Origin of the sequence: Variovorax nitratireducens (assembly GCF_051216545.1) — a bacterium.
Taxonomy (GTDB): Bacteria; Pseudomonadota; Gammaproteobacteria; order Burkholderiales; family Burkholderiaceae_C; genus Variovorax.
Genome location: NZ_JBPJZO010000008.1, coordinates 46875 through 61563, shown reverse-complemented (window position 1 = coordinate 61563; position 14689 = coordinate 46875). Strand labels below are relative to the sequence as shown.

Annotated in this window: 14 protein-coding genes; 8 read left to right on the top strand and 6 right to left on the bottom strand. The window is 66.4% G+C overall.

The window, feature by feature from the left end; translation table 11 throughout:
* Positions 1-83: 83 nt before the first annotated feature.
* The 4 genes from ACSFA8_RS18530 to egtB are packed head-to-tail and all read right to left on the bottom strand — an operon-like array spanning position 84 to position 3394.
* On the bottom strand, positions 84-833 hold the full coding sequence (locus ACSFA8_RS18530) for a 2OG-Fe dioxygenase family protein (RefSeq protein WP_435481090.1): 750 nt from the start codon (positions 831-833) through the stop codon (positions 84-86).
* Between the two features lies 1 nt (position 834).
* On the bottom strand, positions 835-1116 hold the full coding sequence (locus ACSFA8_RS18525; RefSeq protein ID WP_286546914.1) for a DUF427 domain-containing protein: 282 nt from the start codon (positions 1114-1116) through the stop codon (positions 835-837).
* Between the two features lie 37 nt (positions 1117-1153).
* A complete protein-coding gene (gene egtD, locus ACSFA8_RS18520) occupies positions 1154-2134 on the bottom strand; it encodes an L-histidine N(alpha)-methyltransferase (protein WP_435480949.1) in 981 nt (326 codons plus the stop codon).
* Between the two features lie 3 nt (positions 2135-2137).
* On the bottom strand, positions 2138-3394 hold the full coding sequence (gene egtB / locus ACSFA8_RS18515) for an ergothioneine biosynthesis protein EgtB (RefSeq protein WP_435480948.1): 1257 nt from the start codon (positions 3392-3394) through the stop codon (positions 2138-2140).
* Positions 3395-3494: 100 nt separating this feature from the next.
* On the opposite strand from egtB, the gene ACSFA8_RS18510 reads away from it, so the two are divergent.
* On the top strand, positions 3495-4853 hold the full coding sequence (locus tag ACSFA8_RS18510; protein WP_435480947.1) for an NAD(P)/FAD-dependent oxidoreductase: 1359 nt from the start codon (positions 3495-3497) through the stop codon (positions 4851-4853).
* A gap of 25 nt (positions 4854-4878) precedes the next feature.
* Here the strand turns inward: ACSFA8_RS18510 and ACSFA8_RS18505 are convergent, their stop codons facing one another.
* Positions 4879-5748: a glycosyltransferase family 2 protein gene (locus tag ACSFA8_RS18505; protein ID WP_435480946.1), complete on the bottom strand. Its 870-nt coding sequence runs from the start codon at positions 5746-5748 to the stop codon at positions 4879-4881.
* Between the two features lie 266 nt (positions 5749-6014).
* On the opposite strand from ACSFA8_RS18505, the gene ACSFA8_RS18500 reads away from it, so the two are divergent.
* The 4 genes from ACSFA8_RS18500 (at position 6015) to ACSFA8_RS18485 (ending at position 10478) form a co-directional block, all read left to right on the top strand.
* On the top strand, positions 6015-7196 hold the full coding sequence (locus ACSFA8_RS18500) for a hypothetical protein (RefSeq protein WP_435480945.1): 1182 nt from the start codon (positions 6015-6017) through the stop codon (positions 7194-7196).
* Positions 7187-8323, top strand: coding sequence for a hypothetical protein (locus ACSFA8_RS18495; RefSeq protein WP_435480944.1), 1137 nt, complete (start codon positions 7187-7189; stop codon positions 8321-8323). The genes ACSFA8_RS18500 and ACSFA8_RS18495 overlap by 10 nt, the downstream gene beginning before the upstream one ends.
* Before the next feature lie 65 nt (positions 8324-8388).
* Positions 8389-9042 carry a hypothetical protein gene (locus ACSFA8_RS18490; protein ID WP_435480943.1) on the top strand — a complete coding sequence of 218 codons (654 nt, stop codon included), beginning with the start codon at positions 8389-8391 and terminating at the stop codon, positions 9040-9042.
* A gap of 17 nt (positions 9043-9059) precedes the next feature.
* Positions 9060-10478 (top strand): CsgG/HfaB family protein, encoded by a 1419-nt coding sequence (locus tag ACSFA8_RS18485; RefSeq protein WP_435480942.1) that lies wholly within the window; start codon positions 9060-9062, stop codon positions 10476-10478.
* Between the two features lie 4 nt (positions 10479-10482).
* On the opposite strand, the gene ACSFA8_RS18480 is transcribed toward ACSFA8_RS18485, so the two are convergent.
* Positions 10483-12186, bottom strand: coding sequence for a long-chain fatty acid--CoA ligase (locus tag ACSFA8_RS18480; RefSeq protein WP_435480941.1), 1704 nt, complete (start codon positions 12184-12186; stop codon positions 10483-10485).
* A 188-nt stretch (positions 12187-12374) separates the two neighbouring features.
* Here ACSFA8_RS18480 and ACSFA8_RS18475 point away from each other — a divergent pair, with 188 nt between their 5' ends.
* From ACSFA8_RS18475 to ACSFA8_RS18465, 3 genes are all read left to right on the top strand, one after another.
* Entirely contained in the window at positions 12375-12812 is a 438-nt protein-coding gene (locus tag ACSFA8_RS18475) for an OsmC family protein (RefSeq protein ID WP_435480940.1), read from the top strand.
* Positions 12813-12989: 177 nt separating this feature from the next.
* The gene (locus tag ACSFA8_RS18470; protein WP_435480939.1) at positions 12990-13760 is read left to right on the top strand and encodes a GntR family transcriptional regulator; all 771 of its coding nucleotides are present in this window, start codon (positions 12990-12992) and stop codon (positions 13758-13760) included.
* Positions 13757-14554 (top strand): transporter substrate-binding domain-containing protein, encoded by a 798-nt coding sequence (locus tag ACSFA8_RS18465; protein WP_435480938.1) that lies wholly within the window; start codon positions 13757-13759, stop codon positions 14552-14554. Before ACSFA8_RS18470 ends, ACSFA8_RS18465 begins: the two co-directional genes overlap by 4 nt.
* Positions 14555-14689 lie beyond the last annotated feature (135 nt).

Below are 14689 nucleotides of genomic sequence, written 5' to 3'. Positions count from 1 at the left end.
TCATGGATGCACCCTTGGCGCTGCGCGCCTTCCCGCCAAGCGGGAGCGAGCTTGCTTGGGGCGGCCCGGCGCGGCGCTCGTGCTCATGTTTCGTCTCCCTGGAATGAATGGGCGCGACAGGTCACGACCAGCGTGTCGCGCCAGCCGCCCTCACCTTCGGCCAGCGGCTGGATCGGCGTCGACTCGTGGATCACGCGTGCGTCGTCGAGCAGCAGCAGGCTCCAGGGTTCGGTCATGGTGAAGCGCTCGCCGCGCCGGCCACCGGCCTCGAACACGCGCGTCTCGCCGCCCTTGACGTTGTGGCGCCCGACCAGCGCCACCGCGACCAGGTCGACCCCGTCGCGGTGCGCGCCCTCGGGCGTGGGGCGGCCGATGCCGCCTGCGGTGTCGATGCGGAACTGGTGCGCCTCGACGAACCACGCTTGCGGGCCGCGCAAGGCGCTGGCAGCCCCGGCCAGGCTGCGCATCAGCTGCTGCCAGACCGGCTGCACCACGGTGGCCGCCTCCATCGGCGCAAACAAGCGCTGCATGCCGCCATGCAGCGCGTTGTATTCCACCGGCTGCCAGTGCGCGCGGTGCGGCACCTGATGCAGCTCGTGGCCGTTCACCGTGAAGCAGGCGTGGCGCCGTTGCCGATAGCGGCCGCCGTCTTTCAGGTAGTCGTCGGGCGGGAGTCCGTCCCAGTCGGGATGCAGCGCGTCGAGTTGCGCCACCGGCTTGCCGAGCCAGTCGGCCACGCCTTGCGGGCTCAGCACGGCATAGCCGTCTTCGCGCAGTGCAATCTCGAGTTGGGCGGGGGAGACGAAGCGCGGTGCGAAATCGGTCATCGCCAGCTCAGGGCGCGACCTTCACACCCTTCCAGAACGCCACGCGGTCGCGAATCTCTTCGGCCTCGGGCTTCGGGTCGGCGTAGTACCAGGCGGCGTCGGCGTTGAGTTCGCCTTCGACCAGCAGCGAGTAGTAGCTGGCCGAGCCCTTCCAGGGGCAGGTAGTCTTGTGGTTGCTGAAGGTGACGTGATCGCGGTTCAGCGCGCTCATCGGAAAGTAGTGGTTGCCTTCGATGACGACGGTGTCGTCGCTCTCGGCGATGGTGGCGCCGTTCCAGGTTGCTTTCATTGGGATTCTCCGGGGGCCCGCAATGTGCGGGCAGCCCTTATTGTGCCGCCGCCACGGGCAGCCAGTGCACGCTGAACAAACGCTCCGGATCCGTCCATACCGGGCCGATGCCGAAGCCGGCCTTGACGGCGAGCGTGCGCAGCCCGTCGATGCTGAACTTGTGCGAGTTCTCGGTGTGGATGGTTTCGCCCTCGGCGAACAGGAAGCGCTGGCCTTGCACGCGCACGGCCTGCGCACGTCGGCTCACCAGGTGCATCTCGATGCGCTGCATCGGCGCGTTGTAGAACGCCGCATGCGCGAAGCGGTCGGGCACAAAGTCGGCATCGAGTTCGGCATTGGCACGCTGCAGCAGGTTGAGGTTGAAGGCCGCCGTCACGCCCTGCGCGTCGTTGTAGGCCGCATGCAGCAACGCCGGATCCTTGATCAGGTCGACGCCGATCAGCAGCCCGCCGCCATCGAGCATGCGCGCAGCGCCTTGCAGAAAGGCCAGCGCTTCGTCGGGGTTGAAGTTGCCGAGCGTCGAGCCCGGAAAAAAGCCGACGCGGCGCCCGCCGGCGGCCACAGCCGGCAGCGCGAAGGGTTGGGTGTAGTCGGCCACGATCGGCTGAACCACGAGGCCAGGGCAGTCGGCCCGTAGGCGCGCTGCCGCGCCTTCAAGATGCTCACCCGAAATGTCGATCGGCAGGTAGCGCTGTGGCGCGTGCAGCGCATCGATCAGCAGGCGCACCTTGGTGAGAGAGCCGGCGCCGAATTCGACGATCTCGGCGCCCGGCCCGATGTGGTGCGCGATCTCGCCGGCGCGATCGGTCAGGATGCGAAGTTCGGTGCGCGTGGGGTAGTACTCGGGCAGCTCGCAGATTCGGTCGAACAGCGCAGAGCCCGCCACGTCGTAGAAGTACTTCGGCGAAATGCTGCGGGGTCGGCGCGACAGGCCGGCCAGCAGATCCGAAGCGAATCCCGACAGGCCAATTGCCTGCCTGGCCAGCGGCGTGTCGATGGTGAAGGAGGGATTGCGCATGGTTCAGATGTCCCGCGCGAGCCGCAGCCCGCTGAATTGCCAGCGCGCGGCCGGCGGAAAGAAGTTGCGATAGCTCGGGCGGGTGTGCCCGTCGGGCGTGGCGGAACTGCCGCCCCGCAGCACCAGTTGGCCCACCATGAACTTGCCGTTGTATTCGGCCGCAATGCCGGGCAACGGCCGGAAGCCGGGGTACGGGTCGTACGAAGAGCGCGTCCATTGCCATACGTGGCCGGTGGCCTGCGTGAGGCCGGGCATGGCGCTGGCCACTTCCCATTCGAACTCGGTCGGCAGGCGCGTGCCGGCCCATTCGGCAAAGGCCGCGGCTTCATAGAAGCTCAATTGCGCCACGGGCACGTGCGGCTCCAGCGGCCGCACGCCATGCACGCCGAACACTTGCCAGCCGGCTGCGTTGTGGCTGCTGCCATGCACTCCGAGGCGCGGATCCTCGGGCGCGAGCCAGTAGGCGGGGCAACGCCAGCCCTGCGCCTGCACCGCGGCCCACCCGTCCGAGAGCCAGAGATCCGGGCGCTGGTAGCCGCCGTCGGCGATGAACTGTGCATAGTCGCCGCAGCTCACCAGCCGATCAGCGATCTCGAAGGGCTGCAGCAGAAGCTGGTGGCGCGGCGTCTCGTTGTCGAACGCGAAGCCCTCGCCCGCGTGGCCGACCTGCGCCAGTCCGCCGGCATGCGCGAGCCATCGCACCGGCGCGGGCAGCGCCGCCAGCCGCAGCGACGGGCCCGGTGCCGGGCGGTAGGCTGGCAGCAGCGGGTTGCACGAGAGTGCATGCAGGATGTCGGTGACCAGCAATTCCTGGTGCTGCTGTTCGTGCTGCAGGCCGAGTGCCACGATCGGCTCGATCTGCGCCCACAGCGAACCGCTGGCACTGTCGAGCAGCGCCAGCACGGCCTCGTCCACATGCGCGCGGTAGGCATGCACCTGGTCGACCGATGGCCGCGTCAGCAGGCCGCGCTGCGGCCGCGGATGGCGCGGGCCGAGCGCTTCGTAGTACGAGTTGAAAAGGTAGTGAAAGCGGGTGTCGAAGGGCGCGTAGCCGCTGGCGTGCGGCTGCAGCAGCACCGTCTCGAAGAACCAGGTGGTGTGCGCAAGGTGCCATTTGGTCGGGCTCGCGTCGGGCATCGACTGGATGCACTGGTCTTCCGGGGAAAGCGGCGCTGCCAGCGCCAAGCTGTGCGCCCGCACCGCACGGTACCGCTCGCGCAACGTGTCTGCCGCCTGCGCGATAGGCCTGTCCAGATTCATGCGGTCTCCATTGCGGGGCAAACCGTGGTTTTAGCCGATTGCGGCGATCGCTGCTCGTAGGACAAATCCGCGGCCACCCGGTGCTGCGGATAATCCGCCCATGAGCACCTCTCCCTCCCCCGCAGCGCGTCCCCGCATCGTGATCATCGGCTGCGGCTTCGGCGGGCTCGAGGCGGCCCGCGCGCTGCAGCGGGCCGACGTCGACGTCACGGTGGTCGAGAAGACCAACCACCACCTGTTCCAGCCGCTGCTGTACCAGGTGGCAACGGCCGGACTGGCGGCGCCTTCGATCGCGGCGCCGGTGCGCCTGCTGTTCCGCCACCAGCCCAACATCACGACACTTCTGGGCGAAGTGGTCGATATCGCGCCCGCCACCCGCGAGGTGCAGCTCGCGAACGGAACCCGCATCGGCTACGACCACCTGATCGTGGCCGCCGGTGCAACCCACAGCTACTTCGGGCACGACGAATGGGCCGCATCGGCGCCCGGCCTCAAGACGCTGGCCGACGCCTTCGACATCCGCCGGCGCGTGCTGATGTCTTTCGAGGCGGCCGAGAACGAAGCCGACCCGGCGCGGCGCCGCGCCCTGCTGACCTTCTGCGTGATCGGCGCCGGCCCCACCGGCGTCGAGATGGCCGGTACCCTGGCCGAGATTGCGCGCCACACTCTCGAGGGCGAGTTCCGCCGCATCGACCCCGGCAGCGCCGAGGTGCTGCTGATCGAGGGCGGGCCGCGCGTGCTGCAGGCCATGCCCGAAAGCCTGAGCCGCAAGGCACTGGAGCAACTGGAAAAGCTGGGCGTCAAGGTGCGGCTGAACGCCAAGGTGACCGCCATCGATGCTGCCGGCCTGCAGGTCGAATCGGCCTCCAGCGCGGACGCGACGAGCGTGGACAGCTACCGGATCGACACCAACTGCGTGGTCTGGGCCGCCGGCGTGGCCGCGTCGCCGCTGGGGCGGATGCTGGCCCGGGCGGTCGGCGCGCCAGCGTCCGACGTCGACCGCGCGGGCCGCATCAAGGTGCAGCCTGACCTGAGCCTTGCCGGGCACCCCGAGATCAGCGTGGTCGGCGACCTGGCCGCCGCGATGAGCCACGCGCCGGACAAGGCGCCGAAGCCGGTGCCGGGCGTGTCCCCCGGCGCCAAGCAGATGGGCCGCGCCGCGGCCGGCAACGTCTTGCGCCGCATCGCCGGCCGGCCCACGCTGCCGTTCCGCTACCGCGACTACGGCAACCTCGCCACCATCGGCCGCAATTCGGCGGTGGTCGACCTCGGCACGCCGCTCGGCCCGCTGCGTTTCAGCGGCCGGCTGGCATGGCTGTTCTGGCTGTTCGCGCACGCGTACTTCCTGATCGGTTTTCGCAACCGCATCGTGGTGCTGATGGACTGGGCCAGCGCCTACTGGAGTTTCCAGCGGCACGCGCGGGTGGTGGCCGATGTGCCGGGGAAGGAAGAATCCTGACGACCCCCAGGGGCAGTCGCGTCGCTCAGCCGCGCCCGCGTTGCCGGAGGTAGGTTCGCAGCCCGACGCGTGGGTGCGTCACGCCATAGAGCGCCGCAGCCAGCTTGATGCGGCTGCCGCTGCTGTCGCCCGCCAGGCGCAGGCGCAGTGCGGAGCCCGCCAGCGCACCGGCGCGCTGCAGCGCACCGCCGAGGCCATGCCGCTTCCAAGCCGTGTACATGCTGTTGATTGCAAATGCGCGGGTGCAGAAATCGCTGCTGCTGTCGGTGGCGGCGTTGTCGACGACGAAGCTGCGCAGCATGGTCGTGACGTAGCCCGCGTCGTTCGCGCGCAGGAACACTTCGGACTCGCAGCCGTAGATGAAATATTCCTCGTCGAAGCCAATTTCGCCAAGCCTTGAGGGGCGCGCGAAGCAGGCCGTGGCATGGCCGACCTGCACCTCGCTCACCGCGTCCGGCGCAGCCTTGCGGAACCAGAAGGCGCGGGCGGCGCTGTACAGGCCCTCCATGTCGTTGACGGTGCAGGGGCTCACGAACAGCCGCTCGGGCCGGCTGAACTCGCGTTCGATCTCGGCGAAGTCGATGGCGAGGATGCGCGCATCGTGCGCCGCGATGAGCAGCAGGTCATCGTCTTGCCAGCTGCGGCTGCGCAGGAAGTCGTTGATGGCCCCGCCCCAGCCATGATTCACCGCCGAGGCGACGAATTCACAACCCAGTGCGGCGCAAGCCTCGCGGGCCTGCTCGCGCTTTGCGGCCTGGCTGCCGTTGTCGTAGACCACGATGCGATCGCGGCCGAAGCCGACCTGCGCCAGATGGGCGACGGTGCCCGCCATCGATTCGGGGTTGTTGAAGTGGACCACCATGGCCCGGAAGCGGAGTTGGTCTGAAGCGTTCAACGGAGTGGAGCGGTGGTGGCAGTTGTGAGGGGGCTGGCCGACAGTCTATGCGACCGCCCCGCCGGCTGCACGGGCCGCCGCTGCCCGGTCGAGAACAACTTCGTCTGTCGCAAAGTGCGCAACAAAATTCTTGTACATTTGGAAACGTTCGTTAAATTGACGATTGACATTCAGCGGCGCTGAAGCTGTCACCTCTCGCATTGACCTGCGTAGCTAATAAAAACACGCGGCGTGTCGATCAGACCCGCCCACTCTAGGGAGTCCTCTTGAAGTTCTACGTACGGGCCTTGGCGCCCGGTGTGCTGTCGCTGCTCGCCTTTTTGCTGCCAGCCTATTCCCAAGCCCAGGAGACGCAGGTCACATTGGCCGGCCTCGCGTTCTCCGGAGACGCGGCAAGCCTGGAGCAACGCTTCCCCTTTTCTCGTGAATACGAGAGGCGCCTCGAGCAATCTGGAGACAGGGCGTACGCACGCATCCAGCGAGCCATCGCAGCCGCTCCGCCGCGCAACATCCAGCTTGCGGCAGGAATGATCGACGAGCTCAAGGGTCGCGACCAGGCTTTGGTGACGTCGCTGGTCGTCAATTCCGAAACCGTGTCGGTCGAGAGCTTCGGGAGCCTTCGCAAGCTGTTCGTCCTGATCCGGGCCCAGGCGCTCTTCTTCGACTTCAAGAGCATGACCGTCATACGGTCGTATCCCTTGAGCTTTGCCTACATTGACGTGTTCGACCGCGAGCCCACGAAGGCAGAAATCCTTGCCCGGGTGCAAGGCGTCTACGAAGGTGCCGCCAACAAGCCTGGCATCTTCGGGCGCTACGCGAACGTGCTCTCTGTCGCCACCATTCCGGCGCAGGTGCCGCGTTTGCTGAAGGTCACGAAGGTCTCGCTTGACCCTGCGGTCGTGGCGAGCCTTCCTGCCTACCTCAAAGACCAGCCGGGCATGGCGGAGTCGTGGGCGGCCGACATGGTGAGCGAGGCCATTTCCACGCGTGCCGGCGTGCCGCTGATTCCGTTCACGCAAGGCTATGCCGTGGGCAACGTCTTTCCGATGTGGGTCTCCGATGGCACCGTCTTCAGCCTGAAGTTGCCGGAGCCCGACTACGCCATCTCGGTCGACCTCACTGGCATCAAGAAGGTCAAGTTTGGCTCTGTCGCCGCCGGCGACAGCTTCATCTACGGCACCTACGCGACCGTCAAGATCGAGCAGCCGCAGATGGGCACAGCCTACCTCAACACCGCCTTGAAGAACGGCGAGACCAAGGTCGTGCCGTCGACGCAGACCTACGTCGACGACTTCCCCGCGTACTACGACTCGTGGAACGGCCTCTTCACCCGGCTCGCGACCGCCATCTCCAGCAAGGAGATGACCTGGGTGAAAGCGGCTGCCGCAGCGCCCGACATCGAAGCACAGATCCTGAAAACCAACGTCCTGATTTCCCAATGCAAATAGCTCGTTCCCTCATCGCCGTCGTCCTGGCATGCCTCGCAGCCACGTCCTTCGCTCAAGTCCAGCAGGCCCGCGGCAAGGCGTCGGTGACCTACCAGGGCAGATCCGCCTCGGCCGACGACAAGGCCAAGGCGACCCAGGCCGCACAGTTGAAGGCCGTCGAGTTCTTCTATGCCGAAGCGGGCGAATCCGAGAGCGACAACTTCGACGCCGTGCGCGAAAAGATCCTCGCCAACCCGGACCGCTACATCCTGGAGTCCACCGTGCTCGGCGAAGAGGACAGTCCTGAAAAGCGCCAGTACACCGTCGCCGTCCGCATCGCCCTGAACGTCGCGAACCTGCGCAACCTGGTCAAGGCGAACTCGGCTGTTGCCAAGGCCGGTGCGACCGAGAAGTCCCAGCTCGTTTTCGTCTTCGTGTCGCGCCAGGTGGCGTCGGTCAAGTCCTTCGACGATCGCGTCTACAAGCGGGTCGACGAAAAGGCCAGTGTCGATGTGCGCGGCTCGAGCGCGAACACGGGCTCGGAGGGTGAGTCGATCCGCGGCAACCAGATCCGCACCAGCGAATCCATGTCGGCGCAGGCCAACCTCTCTGCCAACCGCACTCGAAGCATCGAAACCGGAGGCAGCACCACGCAGCGATCCAGCGAGGCGACCTATCGCCTTTATCCGAGCGCGGACCTCAACGTCGTGTTCACCGGCATGTTCGCACGAGCCGGCTTTGAGGTGATTGAGGCCGGCATGGCCGAACCGAGCACCGGCGGCCGCTTCTCGGTGGCCAAGGTCGAGCAGGACTACCAGGCGGGCAATGACTTGAAGTCCGCCACGCTGCAATCGATCGCCTCGGGCATGCGCGCCGCCGGCGTTCCCTATGTTGCGCTTGGCACGCTGGACATCGGTGCTCCGGGCACGGATCCGGCGACGGGTCTGGTGCGCGTCGGCGTCACGGTCAACGCCAAGGTCTACAACGTCTCCAAGGCCATTCCATCGACGCAGGCCGCAGTGGGCCCGGTTCAGTTTGCCGGCGTCGGTCCGGACGAAGCCTCCGCACGGGGCAGCGCACTCAAGCTCGCTGCCAACAACGCTGCGCGTGAACTCACCAGCCAGCTGACATCGCAACGGGTGCAGTGAGCGCAGCCCCTGCATCCATCGACTTTCTCTCTCCCCTTCTCGTGCATCTCCCGAAAGACAGAACAATGAACAAATTTCAGACCGCCATCGCCTGCGCCATCCTTGCACTGGGTGCCAGCACCGCCGCACACGCGCAGTTCTCCATGCCTTCGATCCCCGGCGTCAAGGGCTTGGGCGGCGCAACCAACTCGGCCCCTGACCTCACCGGCCAGCAGGACGGGCTGGTTCGCGGCTATGTGGCGGCGAACAAGGACGTGTTGGACGCGAACAGCCTCATGGCCAACGCTTTGGGCCTGAAGACGGCTGCGGCCACGTCCGCTGCAACGTCGGCCTCCCTCACCGAGGGCGCAACCAAGGACAACCTCGAGGAATCGAACAAGGCCGTCGCTGCATCCACCAGCGCCGTCGCCGCGGAGATGGCGAAGAAGCCCGTGTTGGACGCGAATTCGAAGGCCCTCTACGGCAAAGGCCTGATTCTTCTGGCCTCGGGCGTCAACAAGTTCACCGGCGTGGGCAAGAACGTGTCCACCATGGGCTCGAGCCTGAAGAGCGCATCGCCGCTGCAACTGCCAAAGCTGCAATCCGCGGTCTACATCGTCTCGAACTTCCCGACCTCGATGACCAACGTCACCGGCGCATTGAAGAACGCGATTGCGTTCGCACAGAGCCAGGACATCCCGGTTCCCACGGATGCCAACGACGCGCTCAAGGCCCTGTGAACGGCGACTGAAAACACATGCGCAAACTTCTATGCGTGACCGCGGTGGCATCCGCGGCGCTTCTGGCAGCCTGCAACAAACCCGAGCCTGAAAAGGCAACAGCCCCGGCGGCGCCGGCGAGCGTCGCGGCGCCAGTGCCGGATGTCGGCAAGGTCTCGAATGTGCAGACCACTGCACTGGGGTATGGCGCCTCTGCCGGCGAAGCTGTCGGCGAAGCCATGAAGCTGGCCATCCTCCAGGTGAACGGCGCCGCAGTTCAGTCCGCGAGCGTCAACATCAAGTACGGCCTCGACGTCAGTCTGGGCCAAGACTCTGCTTCGCTGCGCGGGAGTGCATTTGCAGAAGCCGTCGCGCAGAAGTCGGGCGGCGTCATCCAGAACTTCAAGCTCGTGGAGCTGCAGGAACCGGGCGTGCTGCCCGGCAGGCAATACAAGGCCACCATCGAGGCCCAGATTGCAAAGTTCCAGCCGTCAGCGGACATGCAGAAGGTCAAGCTCGTCATCGGCCAGATTCGTTTTGACAGCCCCACCCTGGCGATGGGCGACCGCTCGGTTCCAGCGGCGGAAGTGGGTTCGACCCTGCGCCAGCGCATCAGCGACGCGCTCGTACAGACGGGTCGTTTCGCGGTGCTCGACCGTGAGCTGAGCCCCGATGTCCAGGACGAGCTCGACATGATTTCATCCGGCCAGGCCCCGAGCGCCGAACTCGCGAAACTCTCGCAGGCGGCGAGCGCGGACATCGTCTGGAGTGGGCGCGTGAGCAGGCTTGCCTACAACAAGCAGGCCCGCCAACTGAAGACGAGCGACCGCGAGCTGGTGAGCTATTCCGGCGGATGGGCGTTGACCGAAAAGCTGGTGAACGTGGCAACGCGCCAGGTGATGTCGTCCGGCGCGCTGCGTGGGACGGCACCGTCGACCGAACCGACCACGCTCGGACGTGGCGTCGACGGCGGCAAGGTGCTCGAAGACATGAGTTCGGATCTGGTCAACCAGGTCGTGACCTCGGTTCTGCGGCGCACGTTCCCCGTGACTGTCGTGTCGAAAGACGGAACGAACGTCATCCTGAGCCAGGGCGGCCAGGCGCTCAAGGAAGGCGCACGCTACGCAATGGCGACCATGGGTGCCGAGATGAAGGATCCGCAGACGGGTCAGAGCCTCGGACGCGTCGAGTCTCCCTGCTGCGAACTCGTGGTCGAACGTGTCACCCCCAACCTGTCGTACGGACGGCTGGAAAACATGCGTTCGAATCTTGAACAGCTTCCCGCCGGTGCCCTGCAACTGCGCGAAGAACTCAAGGTGGCCGCGATCGCGAAGGCTCAAACAGCCGCTGCGGGAGCCGAGACTGCAAATGTCGCCCCTCGGCCGGCACAAACCCGGCCCGCCGCAACCGTTCGGCCTTCCCCCGCAGCAGAGGCAAAGAGCGACGACAAGTGGTGAGGGCTCAACCCTTTGATGGCGCTGTGTCCTGGGCCTCCTGCAGCAGCCGCCACATCACCTTTCCGCTGCCGCTCTTGGGCAGCGTGTCGACGAACTGCACCTTGCGCGGGATCTTGTAGACCGCCATGTTCTCGCGGCACCAGTCGATGATCTCTTGCTCGGTGGTGTCCTTGTGCGTGGCACGCAGCACCACCACGGCCTTGACCGACTCGCCGCGGTAGTCGTCCTTCATCGAGATCACGCAGGCTTCCTGGATCGCCGGGTGCCTGAACATCAGCAGCTCGACCTCGGCCGGCCAGACCTTGAAGCCGCTCGCGTTGATCATGCGTTTCAGGCGGTCGGTCATGAAGAAGTAGCCGTCCTCGTCCACGCGGCCCATGTCGCCGGTGCGGAAGAAGCGCTTGCCTTCGAATTCGACAAACGCCGCGGCCGTGGCATCGGGCCGCTTCCAGTAGCCCTGGAACACCTCGGGCCCGTGCGTGATGATCTCGCCGGATTCTCCGGGCGGTAGTTCCTTCAGCGTGTCGGGGTCGACCACGCGCGAGTCGGTGCCCATGTACGGGATGCCGAGGCACTGCTGCTTCGGGTTCTCGAACGGATTGGCGTGCGACGGCGCCGCGGTTTCGGTGAGGCCGTAGCCTTCGAGGTACTTCAGGCCGTACTGCTCCAGCAGCCGCTGCGCGACGGCCTGCGGCATTGCCGCGCCACCACCACCGATGTAGGTGAGGCTGCGCAGGTCGTAGCTTGCGAAGTTCGGGCTCGCCAGCAGATCGATCACCATGGTCGGAATGTTCGTCCAGCTCGTGACCTTCCAGCGCGAGATCAGGCGGCCGGCCACATCACGATCCCAGCGCGGCATGATCACCAGCGTGCCGCCCAGCACGATCGTCGTGTGCATCGTGCTCACCGTGCCGGTGATGTGGAACATCGGCACCACGGCCAGCACCACCGCCTCGGACGAGCCCATGCCCCAGAGCTGTCCCGCGAAGGCGTTGTGGTTGGGGCTGGAATGGTGGTGGATGCAGCCCTTGGGCAGGCCGGTGGTGCCGCTGGTGTAGGGCAGCAGCGCCATGTCGTTGGCGCCGACCACGTGCTCGGGCGGCGTGTGGCCGGCGCTCAGTGCGTCCGCCCAGTGCATCACCTGGCCGTCAGCCAGTTCGGGCAGCGGATGCCGCGCAAGCAGCCAGTCGCGCCAGGCCGCGGCGGGCGCGTCGTCCCCCGTCACGCCGGCATCGAAGGCGTCGGTGAACTGGGTCACGATCAGATGTGCCAGCCGGTCTTTCGCATCCAGCGCATTGCTGGCCTTGGCCAGCTCGGGCGCGAGGTCGCCAGTGGTGATCGCCACCTTCGCGTCGGGGTCGGTGATGTAGTGCTTGAGCTCTTCGGCCCGGTTCATCGGGTTGACCGGCACCACCACCGCGTTGGCACGCAGGATCGCGAAATGGGCGATCACCAGTTGCGGACAGTTCTGCATGTCCAGCACCACGCGGTCGCCGCGCTTCACGCCGAGCGCGTGCAGGGTGCCGGCCAGGCGCTCGGTCTGCGCCTTGAACTCGCGGTAAGTGATGACGCTGCCAAAGAACACCAGCGCGGCCTTGTCGGGAAAACGCGCGGCGGAAGTGGCGAGGTTGTGCCAGAGCGAGGTGGCGGGAACGGTGATCGAGTGCGGCAGGCGCTGCGGCCAGAACTTGTGATGCGGGCGGTTCATTGGGTCTCCAGAGAGCGGGAGAGCCTACGCCGCGGTGCCGCCGCCCTGCATCGGGGAAGCCCCGAAGGCGTCACCTTGGCGACCCGCCAGCGACAGGCACAGCAGGCGCGGCACGCGCCGCACGACTACAGACAGCGCCGCCGTTACGGCCTAAAACCGCAGGTCGTTCAACCCACCGAGGAACTCACATGCCCGAAAAACTTGCAAGCGTTCACTGGGAAGGCGCCGGCAAAACCGGCAAGGGCCTGATCAGCACCGAGACCGGCGCGCTGAAAGACTACCCCTACGGCTTCGCCAGCCGCTTCGGCGACGACCGCAAGGGCACCAACCCCGAGGAGATCCTCGGCGCCGCGCACGCCGGTTGCTTCACGATGGCCTTTGCGTTCGCGCTCGAAGGCGCCGGCCTGGCCGCCACGAAGATCGACACCAAGGCCGCGGTGCGCCTGGTAAAGGATGGCGACGGCTTCAAGATCGACCGCATCGCGCTCGAACTGGAGGCCGCCATCCCGGGCATCGACGAGGCCACTTTCCAGAAGATCGCTGCGGGCGCCAAGGCCGGGTGCCCGCTGTCGAAGGCGCTCGCGAGCGTGCCCGAGATCACGATGAAAGCGACGCTCCTCGGTTGAGCGCCGGCACCGCGAAGCAAGACGTCGCAGACAGCAGCGATGCCGTCCTCGCGCGGCTGAGCGCCTCTTTGCACCAATCGCAAGCGGCACAGGACGGCCAATCCGGCCGCTCCGCCACCACTTTGGTGCATCAATCTTGCATACCAGCAGGCATGAAACCTGCTGATATGCAGCGCCATGTCCATCACCGCCTCCGAAATCAGTGCACGCATCGTCGAAGCGGTGATGGGGCAAAAGCTCGCCCCGGGCGCCCGCCTCGGCGAGCAGCAGCTCGCCATGCTGTTCGACTGCAGCCGCACCATCGTGCGCGAAGCGCTCACGCGGCTGGCGGCGCGCGGCATCGTCACGGTGAGCGCGCGGCGCGGCTGGTTCGTGATCGAGCCCTCGCACGAAGAGGCGCGTGAAGCCTTCGAGGCGCGCCACGTCATCGAGCGCGGCCTGATCCTCAGCGCCAAGCGCATCGACAAGCCCGCCCTGCGCCAATTGAAGGCGCACCTGCAGCGCGAAAAGGCGGCCCTCAAGGACAACGACATCGGCACGCGCAGCTTTCTGCTGGGCGACTTTCATGTGTGCCTGGCCGAGTGCCTGGGCAACACCTTGCTGGCCGACACGCTGCGCGACTTCACCGCTCGCACCACGCTGATCGCGATGCTCTACCAGTCGTCGCATGACGCGGCGCAATCGTGCGAAGACCACGTACAGATCGTCGCGGCACTCGAGCGCGGCGACACGGCGGCGGCCGAGGCCCTGATGGCCGCGCACATCGGCTCGGTGCAATCGGCGCTGCGCGTGCAGACCGCGACCGACCCGCTGGCGCAACTGCGCGATGCGCTGGCGCCGATGCAGACCAGCCCGGCCGGCAGGGCACAGGTCTTGCAACCGGCCGCCCGCAAGAAGAAAAAACCTTCCACCGACGATCCATCGACTTACCTAGGAGCCTTGCTATGAAATCCTTCTCGAAACGCCACTTCGCCATGCTCGCGCTGGCCTCGGCCACGCTGCTCGCCGCCGGTGGTGCGCACGCCCAGGCTGCACTCGACAACATCCTCAAGTCCAAGACCATCAAGATCGCGGTGCCGACCGACTACCCGCCCTACGGCGCGGTCGACAAGACCATGACGCCGCAGGGTCTCGACATCGAAATGGCCCAGCTCATCGCCACCAAGCTCGGCGTCAAGGTCGAGCTGGTGCCGGTCACCAGCGCGAACCGCATTCCGTACCTGCAAACGAAGAAGGCCGACCTCGTCATTTCCACGCTGGGCAAGAACGCCGAACGCGAGAAGGTCATCGACTTCTCTTCCGCCTACGCGCCCTTCTTCCAGGCCGTGTATGCCGCCAAGAGCATGAAGCTCACGAGCTTCGCCGACATGGCCGGCAAGACCGTCGCCGTGACGCGTGGCGCCATGGAAGACCAGGAACTCAACAAGGTGGCGCCCCCGAACGTCGACTACCGCCGCTTCGAGGACAACAACGCGACCATCGCCGCCTTCGTGGCCGGCCAGACGCAAACGGTCGCGACCAGTGCGGCGGTGGCCGGCGACATGCTCGCCAAGAACCCCAAGGTGAGCGCCGAGTTCAAGCTGCTGCTGAAAGACAGCCCCTGCTTCGTCGGCATCGCCAAGGGCGAGACCGCACTGAAGACCAAGGTCAACGAGATCATTGCCGCCGCCAAGAAGGACGGCACGCTCGACGCCATGGCCAAGAAGTGGCTCGGCAAGGCCGCCGGCGACCTGCCGGTTTGATTGACTCACCCCCAGGCTGCGCGCACTTCGTGTCGCTTCGCCAACCCCCTGCCGGGGGCAACACCGGCGGCCCGTCCAAGCCGGTTCCGCGGTGTTTCACGAATTGGCTCTGACCGGTTCATGCCTAGCGAAGAA